The sequence below is a fragment of the Nocardioides sp. genome, from assembly GCF_047607365.1.
Lineage (GTDB): Bacteria > Actinomycetota > Actinomycetes > Propionibacteriales > Nocardioidaceae > Nocardioides.
Window position 1 is genome coordinate 1 of the sequence record NZ_JASGDD010000194.1, and the last position, 11566, is coordinate 11566.

8 protein-coding genes are annotated in these 11566 nt (G+C 68.9%); all 8 read left to right on the forward strand.

Annotation, left to right across the window (positions count from 1 at the left end; all coding sequences use genetic code 11):
- Window positions 1–211 precede the first annotated feature (211 nt).
- The 8 genes from QM572_RS15010 to QM572_RS15045 all read left to right on the forward strand — a co-directional run bounded on the left by QM572_RS15010 (window position 212) and on the right by QM572_RS15045 (window position 11563).
- Window positions 212–442, forward strand: a complete 231-nt coding sequence (locus QM572_RS15010) for a hypothetical protein (protein ID WP_415094507.1) — start codon at window positions 212–214, stop codon at window positions 440–442.
- Window positions 443–478: 36 nt separating this feature from the next.
- Complete coding sequence (locus tag QM572_RS15015) at window positions 479–1183, forward strand: hypothetical protein (RefSeq protein ID WP_415094509.1); 705 nt, start codon at window positions 479–481, stop codon at window positions 1181–1183.
- Between the two features lie 16 nt (window positions 1184–1199).
- Window positions 1200–1880 carry a hypothetical protein gene (locus QM572_RS15020; protein ID WP_415094511.1) on the forward strand — a complete coding sequence of 227 codons (681 nt, stop codon included), beginning with the start codon at window positions 1200–1202 and terminating at the stop codon, window positions 1878–1880.
- A gap of 4 nt (window positions 1881–1884) precedes the next feature.
- Window positions 1885–2667 carry a hypothetical protein gene (locus tag QM572_RS15025; RefSeq protein WP_415094513.1) on the forward strand — a complete coding sequence of 261 codons (783 nt, stop codon included), beginning with the start codon at window positions 1885–1887 and terminating at the stop codon, window positions 2665–2667.
- Window positions 2668–2689: 22 nt separating this feature from the next.
- Window positions 2690–4414: an ABC transporter substrate-binding protein gene (locus tag QM572_RS15030; protein WP_415094515.1), complete on the forward strand. Its 1725-nt coding sequence runs from the start codon at window positions 2690–2692 to the stop codon at window positions 4412–4414.
- A gap of 37 nt (window positions 4415–4451) precedes the next feature.
- A complete protein-coding gene (locus QM572_RS15035; RefSeq protein WP_415094517.1) occupies window positions 4452–5846 on the forward strand; it encodes an NAD(P)H-quinone dehydrogenase in 1395 nt (464 codons plus the stop codon).
- Window positions 5847–6001: 155 nt separating this feature from the next.
- Window positions 6002–7234 (forward strand): SpoIID/LytB domain-containing protein, encoded by a 1233-nt coding sequence (locus tag QM572_RS15040; protein WP_415094519.1) that lies wholly within the window; start codon window positions 6002–6004, stop codon window positions 7232–7234.
- A gap of 396 nt (window positions 7235–7630) precedes the next feature.
- Window positions 7631–11563, forward strand: a complete 3933-nt coding sequence (locus QM572_RS15045; protein WP_415094521.1) for an AAA family ATPase — start codon at window positions 7631–7633, stop codon at window positions 11561–11563.
- The last annotated feature ends 3 nt before the right edge of the window (window positions 11564–11566 follow it).

An 11566-nucleotide genomic window follows, 5' to 3' on the forward strand; every position in this document is an offset into this window, starting at 1 on the left:
CTATGAGGAGGTCTCTGATGGTCTGGAGCAGGCGATCGAGGCGATTCCGGCGATGGCGACGTCGTTGCGTCAGATGAAGACGGCGTTCGAGGACCTGGACTCCAGCCTCGCCACCTCCTGAGACCGACCCATCGCATGCGCGGGGCCGACACGCCAGGCGGCGGTCGGCCCCGCAGGACACTGAGAGCACCACACTGAGAGGAACGCGGACGTGAGCTCCAAGAGCTACTGGTACGACGTGGCGAGTGGACAGGTCCTCACCGCCGACACCCGCGAGGGCGAGGCGTGGCTCGGGCCCTTCGGCACGCCCGAGGAGGCCGAGGAGGCCCCGGCGACCTTCATCGCGATGGCCAACGCCTGGCTCAGCAGCGAGGAGGGCGAGCGCTACCTCGCGATGGCTCGGGACGAGGCCGGCGACCTCGGCCTCGACGGGCTGGCCTAGAGCGTCGTACGACTCGGGGAACGGAGGACTCTCGACATGGCGGTGATGCTGCCGGACAACCTGATCTGGATCCTGGACAAGCTCGGGCTGGAGTGGCCCGACATCAACGAGGACGAGGTCTTCAAGGCCGCGGACCTCACCCGCACCTTCCGGGACGACCTGGAGGCGCTGATCCAGCTGGCCGACTCCAGGATCGTCACCGACGTCGCGGCGGGGATGCGCAGCCGAGGCGGAGAGGCCTACATCGCGGCCTGGAACACCAACCGCTCCCAGCACCTGCAGAAGCTCCTCGACGCGCTCGACCCGATCGCGCTGGGCATCGACGGCGCGGGGGCCGTCGTGATCGCGCTCAAGGTGAAGTTCGCGGTCCAGCTGACCCTGACGCTCGCCACCCTCGTGCCGCTGCTCGCCCTCGGTCCCTTCGGCGCGGCCGCCGCGGCCGCCCGCATGATCGCGACCAAGGTCGCCACCGGCATCCTCGTCGACCTGGCCGTGTCCGAGCTCATCGACGCCGTCGACGGACCGGTGCTCGAGGTGCTCAACGACGTCGTCCCCGGGGTGATGCAGATGATCCTCGACGCGCCGATCGTCGAGGACACCGGCGCCGACGTCGGCGAGATCCTCTTCGACCTCGAGGTGCTCGAGCAGGCCGAGGCCGACATGAACCAGCACGCCGGCGACGCCGAGACACTGGTCCAGCAGTTCATGGCCGACATCGCCGGCCTGCACATCACCGAGTGATCCGAGGAGCGATCAGATGAGTGTCGGGAAGCTGAAGGTCCTCTTCAAGGACATCGAGTTCTCCTTCAAGTTCGCGCAGACCCACCTCAACATGGGGATGCCCTCGCTGATGCGCTCGCACGCCCACCGCCACCGCAGCGACATCGATCTGATCCGCCAGACCGACACCGACGCCGGCCGCCTGGCGCGCTTCCGCGACAGCATCCGCAACAACCACACCGACGCCCATGACTCCGGCACCGACGACTACACCCACATGGTCGACATCATCATGCGGCGCAGCGGCGTCCTCGACGCGTACGCCGGCCCGCGCGACGTCGCCGACTGGCTCAAGCTCAAGGACCTCAAGGGACAGTTCAGGTCGCTGATGGACTCCCAGGGGATCCTCGGCGAGCACGGCGCCCTCAAGCACGCCTCCGAGCTGTGGAACAACCCGGGCTTCGTCGCCTCGCGATCGGTCGCCAAGACGGCGTACAAGTCGGCGGTGAGCGAGCTGCAGGAGTCCCTCGCCAACGGCGTCACCGCCGACATCGGCGACGCCCTGGTCTCGACGATCGTCGAGGAGTACAACAGCGCCAGCGCCGAGGTGGGCGGACCGCAGATGACGGTCGCGGACCTCAAGAAGGATCTCGGCGACATCGGGGACGGCGTGGGCAGCGGGCCCAGCCTGACCGTCGGCGCCGACGGGTGGAACTGACCGGATGGCACGCTTCCGCGTCCCACGCTGGCCAGGGTCGTCCGACGCTGCGCGAGCCATCGCCGAGTCCCGCGGGCTCCGCTTCGCGGCGTCGGTCGACCCGGCCGAGGAGGCGCTGCCGAGCCTCGTCCTGACCGGCACACGCAAGGACGTGGCCGCCACGGAGGGCGAGCCGCGGGTCGAGCTCGGCAACCACGGCACCCGTCTCTCGCTGCAGAGCGACGACTTCGTCCCCTCACGTCAGGGCTACGTCGCCGTACGCCACGGCCTGGCGCTGCCGCACCTGCTGGTCGGGTACTCCGGCACCGTCGGCGCGATGACGCCGCTCAACGTCGCGAACACGGCGCTGACCCTGCTGTCCTCCTTCGACGAGAACCGCGCTGGCGTCGAGGGGTCGGGCCTGTGGCGCTTCCAGCAGCGAGCGGAGGAGATCGCGCTTCCGCCCGACGCGGGCTTCCGCGCGTACGCCGAGGCAGGCGACGTCCCGGCCGCCCGGGCCCTGCTCGGCGGGCCGGCCGGATCCACGGTCGCGACCCTGGCCGGATCCTTCGCGCTCGAGGTCGACGACGGCTGGACCATGGCCTACAGCTTCTTCGGCGATCTCGTCACCGACGACGCGGAGGTCTGGGACTGGGCCCTCTCGGTCGCCTCGCGGGTGGTCGACCTGGCGCGGCTCTGGGGCGCGGGCCCCGCCTTCGGAGAGGATCTGCCGTTCTACACCGAGCAGACCATCGCCCGGCCCTCGAAGCTCGACGGCTCCTTGCGCTTCCTGCGGGGATCGGTGTGAGCGCGACCCGGGACGACGCCCTGTGAAGCTGACTCCGTGGCGCAGCGGCCGCGGGCGTGCCGGCGTGCCGGCGGTGTTCGTCGTGCTCGGACTGGTGCTGGCCGCCTGCGGCGGGCCGAGCCTGCCGGCGAGCGTGACCACGGGGACGAAGGTCGCCGTCGCCTGGCCGGGCGTGCTCACCAGCCTCAATGCCGCGACCGCGGCCGGCGCGACCGCGGGTGACCGCGACGTCGCGGCCATGACCCGCAGCCACTTCGCCGAGGTGGTCGAGGGGAAGGTGGTGCCCGACACCAGCTTCGGCAAGGTCACCATCGTGCGGAAGCAGCCCTTCACCGTGCGCTACGACCTCGCCAAGCCGGTCTGGTCCGACGGCATCGCCGTGGACGCCGCCGATCTGCTGCTCGCGTGGGCCGCCGGCTCGGACACCGCCGCCGGCTTCGAGCCCGCGAGCGCCGACCTCGCCAAGAGCGACCACCTCGTCGCGTTCGAGGAGTCGAAGCGGGCGATCGAGGTCTCGTTCAGCGAGCCCGAGCCCGACTGGAACACCGCCCTCGACGTCGCCGTGCCCGCCCACGTCGTCGGCCGGCTCGCCTTCGGGCTCGACGACCCGATGGAGGCCAAGAAGGCCGTCACCGACGCCATCCGCGACGGCGACGAGGCGGCGCTGGCGAAGATCGCGAAGGCCTGGAACGGCGGCTTCTCCGTCGACGCCGGCACCACGCCCGCGGGGAGCAGGCTGCTCTCCAGCGGTCCCTACCGCATCGAGAAGGTCTCCGGAGCCGACGGCGCCCAGCGCGTCGACCTCATCGCCAACGGCGCGTATGCCGGCGCGCAGAAGCCCACGATCGCCCGCGTCTCCCTCCGCCAGACCGCCGACGACCAACGGCTGGCCGTCCTCGGCACGAGCGCCGACGTCGTCGAGCTGACGCCCACGATCGAGAACTGGCAGGCCGTCCACGACCTCGAGCGCCGCGACTACCAGGTCGGCATGGGCAACGACGGCACGATGTGGGTCCTCGCCCTGCGCACCGACCACGGCCTGTTCACCCGCCCCAAGGCGAGCGCCGCGTTCCTCAGGTCGGTCCCGCGCGGGGACCTGATCTCGGCCGGGGCCGGCGGGTGGGACGACGCCTACACCGGCTCGGACGCCCTCGTCTACGCGACCGGCAGCGCCGGCTACGACGAGGCGCTCGAGGACTCGGGCTTCCAGGAGAAGCTGGGCAAGGCGGGCAACGGCACCGACGACCTCACCGCCGCCGGGCTGCAGCCCGGCACCAAGGTGTGCGTCGCCTACGACTCCTCCAGCGAGTTCGCCCGTGGCGCCTTCGGGGCGATGGTCTCGGGCATGTCCGAGGCGGGCTGGGTGGTCACGGACTGCGGCAAGGCCGGCCTCGCCGAGCCTGCGGACGCACCCAAGGCCGACGCGGCCCTGGTCCGCGTCGCGGTGCCCCAGGATCCTGCGGGTCTGGCCGCCCTGTGGCGCAGCGACGCCGAGCACTCGCTGACCGGCGTCTCCGACAACGAGCGCGACGCCCTGCTCGACCAGCTCGCCCTGACCACCGACCCCTACGACGCCCGCGACCTCCGGGGACAGATCGAGCGGACCATCGTCGACGACGCCGTCGCGCTCCCGATCGCGATGAACCCGGTCGTCACCGTCACCAGCCCCCGCATCAGCGGCGTGAAGGTCCGGCCAGGGCCGGTCGCGCCGGTGACGGCGTACGTCGCGGAGTGGGGGCTGTCCTGACTCGGCCGGCGGCGGCCAGGGCTGACAGAATGGCCCCATGACCTCTGTGGTGATCGTCGGTGGCGGCCCGGGCGGCTACGAGGCGGCTCTGGTCGGGCGTCAGCTCGGCGCGGACGTGACGCTGATCGACTCCGACGGGATCGGTGGGTCGGCGGTCATCACCGACTGCGTGCCGAGCAAGACCCTCATCGCCGCCGCCGAGCTGATGACCGAGGTCGGCCGTGCCAACGAGCTCGGCCTGATGCTGCGCGACGGCGTCCGGCCCGAGGGACTGATCTCTCCCGACCTCACGGCCATCAACCAGCGGGTCAAGGGGCTCGCGATGGAGCAGTCGGCCGACATCGAGGAGCGTCTGGTCCGCCATGGCGTCGACGTGGTCAAGGGATTCGGTCGCCTCGACGGCTCCGGCGCCGTCGTCGCGACGACCCCCGACGGCGGCGAGCGCCGCTTCGAGGCCGACTCGATCCTCGTCGCGACGGGAGCCACGCCGCGCACGCTCCCGAGCGCCATGCCCGACGGCGAGCGGATCCTCACCTGGGAGCAGGTCTACGACCTCGCCGAGACACCCACCCACCTCATCGTCGTCGGCTCCGGCGTCACCGGCCTGGAGTTCGCCAGCGCCTACCTCGCGCTCGGCATCCCCGTCACGCTGGTCTCCAGCCGCGACCGCGTGCTTCCGGGCGAGGACGCCGACGCCGCCGCCGTGCTCGAGGAGGTCGTCACCCGCAAGGGCATGACCGTCCTCGGCCGCTCCCGGATGGCGTCCGTGACCCGCGACGGCGACACCGTGACGGTCACGCTCGAGGGCGGCCAGAGCGTCACGGGCAGTCACTGCATCCTCGCGCTCGGCTCGATCCCGAACACCGCCGGCATCGGCCTGGAGACGGCCGGCGTCGAGACGGACAAGGGCGGCTTCGTCACCGTCGACCGCGTCTCGCGCACCAACGTCCGGGGCGTGTACGCCGCCGGCGACTGCACCGGCGTCTTCATGCTCGCCTCGGTGGCCGCGATGCAGGGCCGGATCGCGATGTGGCACCTCCTGGGCGACGCGGTCAGCCCTCTCGACGTCTGGAAGGTGTCGAGCAACGTCTTCACCTCGCCGGAGATCGCCACCGTCGGCACGACGCAGCAGCAGATCGACGACGGCACCTACCAGGCCGAGATCGTCATGCTCCCGCTCGCGACCAACCCGCGGGCGAAGATGAAGGGGCTCCACGACGGCTTCGTGAAGCTCCTGGTCAGCCCCGGATCCGGCCGGGTCGTCGGGGGAGTGGTCGTCGGCCCCAACGCCAGCGAGCTGATCCACCCGGTGTCGGTGGCGATCACCGCACGGATGACCGCGGACGAGCTCGCCCAGGCCTTCACCGTTTATCCCTCGCTGAGCGGCTCGGTCGCCGAGGTCGCGCGACGGCTGCACCACTTCGACCGCTAGTGGTCGTCGCTAGGGCACGGCTCTCTCCTCGGGCGGCGCCCCCAGGGCCGACTCCGCTCGCGAGCCCCGAGCTCGTGACATGCAAGTCGACACGCCGCTAGACTCCCACGAGTTTTCACGCTTCTCATCTATGTCAGCAGTCTCAGGAGTCACAGATGCCCCGGCTGTCCCGTGCGACCCCCGCGAGCCACGCGCTCGCGACCGCCCTGCTGCTGCTCGCGGCCGTGCTCCTGCTCGGGCCGGCCGACGCCGCGACCAAGGCGGCGGGCGTCAAGCTGGCGGTGCCGAGCGGGTCGACGCTGACCCTGTCCGGACACGGCTACGGGCACGGCCGCGGCATGTCGCAGTACGGCGCCGAGGGGGCCGCGCGGCAGGGGCTCGATGCCGCCCAGATCCTCTCGTTCTACTACCCCGGCACGACGCTGACCTCGCAGACCGGATCGATCAGCGTGCTCATCGGCGCCGACACCACGCCCGACACCGTCGTCAAGGCGCGGCGCGGCCTGGTCGTGCGCGCCGCCGACGGCTCGGCGAGCTGGGACGTCTCCGCCAAGCGGCCCTCGGCCACCGCCTGGCGGCTCAACCCGCTGAGCGCGACCAAGACCGCCATCGCCTCGCGGGTCGGCTCGGGGAAGTGGAAGCGCCTCACCACGTCGGCGTCGACCCTGGAGTTCTACGCCGGCGGCGACCCGATCGCGCTGATGCTGCCCCAGGGGCGCGGCAGCGTCGCCTACCGTGGAACGCTGCGCAACGCGCCGTACTCCGGCAGGGACCACGACACCGTGAACGTCCTGTCGCTCGAGAGCTACCTGCGGGGCGTCGTCGCGAGTGAGATGCCGTCGAGCTGGAGTGCCGCCGCGCTCCAGGCGCAGTCGGTCGCCGCACGCACCTACGCCGCCTACAGCCGCGCGCACGTCGCGAAGGGCCGGCAGTTCCAGATCTGCGACTCGACCTCCTGCCAGGTCTACAAGGGAGTGGCGGGGGAGACCCGTGCGACCGACGCCGCCATCGCCGCGACGTCCGGCCAGACCCTGACGTACGCCGGCACGCCCGCCTTCACGCAGTTCAGCTCCTCCAGCGGCGGCTGGACCGTCGGCGGCACCGTGGCCTACCAGCAGGCCAAGGCCGACCCGTACGACGCGTGGTCGGGCAACAAGCAGCACAGCTGGTCGGCGACGGTCTCCCCGGCCGCCGTCGCGAAGGCGTGGCCCGCGATCGGCACCCTCACCGGCCTCCAGATCCTCGGCCGGGACGGCAACGGCGACTGGGGTGGCCGGGTCACCTCGGTCCAGCTCACCGGCTCGGCCGGCTCGACGACCGTCACGGGCGACGCCTTCCGCGCCGCCCTCGGGCTGAAGTCGACGTACTTCGAGGTCGGAGTGTCCTGATCCCACTACTGTTGCGGCCATCGGCATTGGTGCGGCGATCGGCGGGAGGCGGGCATGTCAGAGGGTGGTGGCGGAGCGGGGAGCCGGTTCGGTCTGCTCCGAAGTCGCGCCCCGGTCGGTAGTCACGTCACGATCAAGGTCTCTGGCGGCGCTGGACAGGAGTCAATCTCGGGGACCATCGAGGAATTCGGCGACGACTACGTTCTGTTGGTTTCGGAGGTTTCCGAGGACCTCGTTCCCGCCGAGCACGTCGTCGGCTTCAGTCTCGTCCGCCATAGTGGCCCTCGTAGTAGCCGCGCTGGCGAACCGACCGCGGTCGCCGTACTGGTCGAGTCCGCGGCTCCGAGCAGTGCCCCGCTCGCCCCCGCGGCGCACCCTGCCCCGCCTGCCCCACCTGTGCCACTCGCCGAGGTCGGGGCCCCGGTCGTCGATCGACCCGTATGGACGCTGGACCTGCCGCCACTGAGCGCGCCGGACTTCGCTCGTGCCAAGGACGGCCTCGGCGAGGATGAGCGGGCCGCTTTCGTTCATGCTTTCAACGTGTGGAACTACGCCGTCAAGGTCCGGGAGCTGACCCGAGCTGCGGCAGAGATCCGGCCGCTCGTCACTGCAGCGGAGATTGCAGACAACGGAGGGCTGATGGTGTTGGCGGCCGAGATCGCCGCCCAGGTCGGCCGTGCTGACCTCTCGTACGACCTGTTCGTGCGAGCGACGGAGCTCGGTGTGCTACGGGCCCACCTCGGCGCAGCGACGGTGGCATCGCAGCAAGACCGCAGTGTCGACGGACTGTCTCACCTCGCGGCGTACCTCACGACGGAAGAGGGAGCCAGCCGCGCTGACCTCGTCGCGCTCCATGCGGAACTCATGCCGCTGCTCTCGGGCGAGGAAGCGGCAGCGATCGCGACGGGCCCGACACAGGGCACTGAGGGCGACGCCGTCTCCGACGTGGTCGACGGCTCCTCCTCGACCCCGGTTGATGGAACCCGGCTCGTTCCGGAGGCGGCCCTAGTTCGGCTCTCGGGGCGAGTCGACCGGGTGTGGCCACGTGACCGCTACGGGTTCATCGTCGTAACGCGGTCAACGGGACCCGAGTTGGTGTATTTCTCCTTCGACGCGTTGGCCGATGCCAATTTGCGACGCGCCGTTGAGTCGGAGTGGCACGGGCAAGTCACCTTCGTGCAACGTGTCGAGCCATCGCGAAGCGGCGGGACACGACGCGTGGCGGTCGACGTCAGGCCGACAGTGCCGATCATCCTAGCTCCTCGCGTGAGTGCACCACCGTCGTCGGCAGCGAAGCGTCAGCCCGCGCCCAGGTCGTCTCGTCGCGGTGGTCGAGTGACGCCTCTGCAATCGGCGAAGCGTCTCGAACTTGACCGTGACCTCGATGGTGCAGAGCGCCTGTATCGGGAGGCGGTCGCGGCAGGTGGACCGGACGCAGCGACAGCTGTGAAGGAACTGGCCTGGCTACTTAACCGCAAGGAGCAGTGGCGTGAGGCCATCGCACTCCTCGACGAGCACATGGCTGCCTTCGGCCGCGACACACGCCCGGTAGACAATCTGCGCCTGCACATCCTGGCCAAGGGCAAGCAGTACAGCGACATGCGTGTCGTCATCTCAAAGCTGATGAAGACAGCGAATCCCCGCCAGCGCCTCACCCTGCTGAAGCAGGACGTCACCTGCCTGATCGGCTTGTCCGACTTCGACGAGGCTGAGCGAATCCTCGATGAGGGTCTCCGCAGCTTCCCTGGCGAGTCCTCGCTCGTCGCGATGCGTGATCGGCTCGCGGCTCTGGCGGAGGAGCCCGACGCGGTCGATCTGGTGAGCCTGCAGGATCTGAGCACGGGCGTCGACGATTTTGCGCGCTTCTACTTGGAGAACCCCACCATGGCCGGCGCCGACGAGCGCGTTAAGGCGCGTGGTGACTTCATCCCTGCCGACTTCGATGCAGTCAGTTCGTATCTGAATAGCATCACTGGCCGTCGACCGAAGGATCGGGCGCCCGTGATGCTCACGATGGCCCACATGGCGTGGAAGGTGCCACTCGTAGCCGGTGATCAGGACCTCGGCGAGTTGCTACGCCGATATTTCAGTCTCATGGCTGAGGGCGCTTCGGTCTCCGCGGCTGATCAGGACACGGTCCGTACCTTTGCCGCCGAGGCGCTTGCACATTGTCGACCAGAGCAGGTAAGTCGCGAGGTGCCCGTGCTGCTGGCCTCGTATCTTCCGGCGGCCGCCACGGCGCGCGAGGACAAGTGGGCGGCACTCGCGGAGGCATTCGACGAGGCGCCAAGCGCTTGGCATGACTTCCTGGCACACCTGCCCTACTACGAGGCGAGGTGCTCTGAACTCAGAGCCGTCCTCGGGCATCACCTTGTGCGGTTGAGACCGGCCTTGGAAATCGATGCGGTGCAGACGGAGGAGAGGGCTGGCCAGATCCGTGAGATCGAGGTCAATTTCCGCAGTCTCGTCAAGTCGCTCGACGGTGGAGCTGTCGCCACTCCGGCTGAGTTGCAACTCATTCGGGGCTACGTCGAGGACTGTGCCGACGAGGCGCTGTTCCAGTTGGATCGACGCCGCTTTGGCCATCTCGCCCATGCTGTCGACGATGTGATCGCGTTCCTCAGCCAGACGGACTTCGTCGAGCGACGCGCGTCGTACGAGCGAGCTCGTTCGGTGTTGCAGGCATTCGTGGATCAGATCGACGAGAACGCCACTCGGATCGGCGTCGTCGGGCTGCGCTCCTTCGCGGAGCGCCTGCTCGAACGCGTCGAATCAGATCAACTGGCGTACCTGGATTCGGCGGCCGCCCACCTCACAGTGACTGATGCGATGGAGAACGACTACTACCAACTCGAGGCCAACTCCATTCGCGTGCCGCTGCTCGTCGGACTCGCCCCGGGTGATCCGTTCATCGAAGACGTGACTGTCGAGGTCGACACCACCGATGGTCTCGATCTCGGGGAGCCGATGGAACCGATCGCGGTGCTCCACGCGGGCAAGGCGCGTGAGATCCGCTTGAAGGTCGTGCCGACGAAGTCGCAGATCGCGGAGAAGGCATTCACGCTTTCGGGGAAGATCCGCTTCAACGCGTTGGGTAAGGACGAATCGTGGCCGTTCTCGCTGCCGATCCGGCTCGACACGGAGACCGCGTTCCAGACGATCGACAATCCGTTCGAGTCCTACGCGGGGGGTTCCATCGTCTCCGACCCTGCCATGTTCTACGGCAGGCGCGATGTGGTCGAGAGTTTGGTCAAGCAGGTGACTGACGGCCCGCTCGGGCAGTGCTACGTCCTCTATGGCCAGAAAAGGTCGGGCAAGTCCTCGGTGCTCGAGCAGGTGAAGGAGCGTCTCGCGGATGAGGTGATCACAGTGAAGCTCACGATGGGTGAGATCGACACGGCTGACGCCGCCGCCGACTACAGCTTCCTCCGTGTGTGTATCACTGAGCTCCAGGAGGCTCTGCGGGACCGAGGCGAGGACGAATTGGTCGAGTGGCCGGATCTTGGAACCAGGCTCACACTCGACAGCCTGAAGGGGGTACTCCGGAGTGTGCAGCGGGCTTTGGCGGACGGCTCCGGGGCGCCTCGGATCGTGTATCTCATTGATGAGTTCACCTACATCTACGGCTATGTGAAGACCGGGATCGTGGAACGGTCGTTTATGCGCCAGTGGAAGGCGTTGATGGAGAGCCGGCTGGTCAACACGGTCGTCGTAGGACAGGACTCGATGCCACGGTTCATGGCGGCCTTCCCGAATGAGTTCGGGGTCACCAAGTCCGACCGCCTCACCTACCTCAGTCAGAGCGAAGCCCGAGACCTGGCGACTGATCCGATCTTGCTCAACCAAAGCAGCCGCTATCGTGGTCGCTCTATCGAACGTCTGCTGGAATTGACGGGCTGCAGTCCTTGGTTCTTGCAGATCATGTGCAGCAGCTTGGTGAAGCACCTCAACCGGGAGCACGCGCCGCTCGTGACGGAGTCCGATGTCGATGCGATCGCGCGGGCACTGGTCTCGGGAGATCAGCGATTGGGGGAGGAGACGTTCGATCCGCTGATTACCGCGGCCGGTGACACGGAGGACGAGTTTCCGCGAGAGGCCTACCTCGACGTGCTCCGGCAGGTCGCCTGGCAGACGGCCGACAGGCAGGCGGCTCGGCCCAGCAGCATTCTGTTGGAGGCGGGGGTCGAGACCACTCAGCGTGTCCTCGATGACCTGATTCAACGCGACGTCCTGACGCGGACCGCCCAGGGAAACCTTAGGATCAGGGTTGGCCTGTTCGACGTGTGGCTGCGGACGAACCGTCCCATTGTTCCGGCGGAGCGCGGGTAGGTC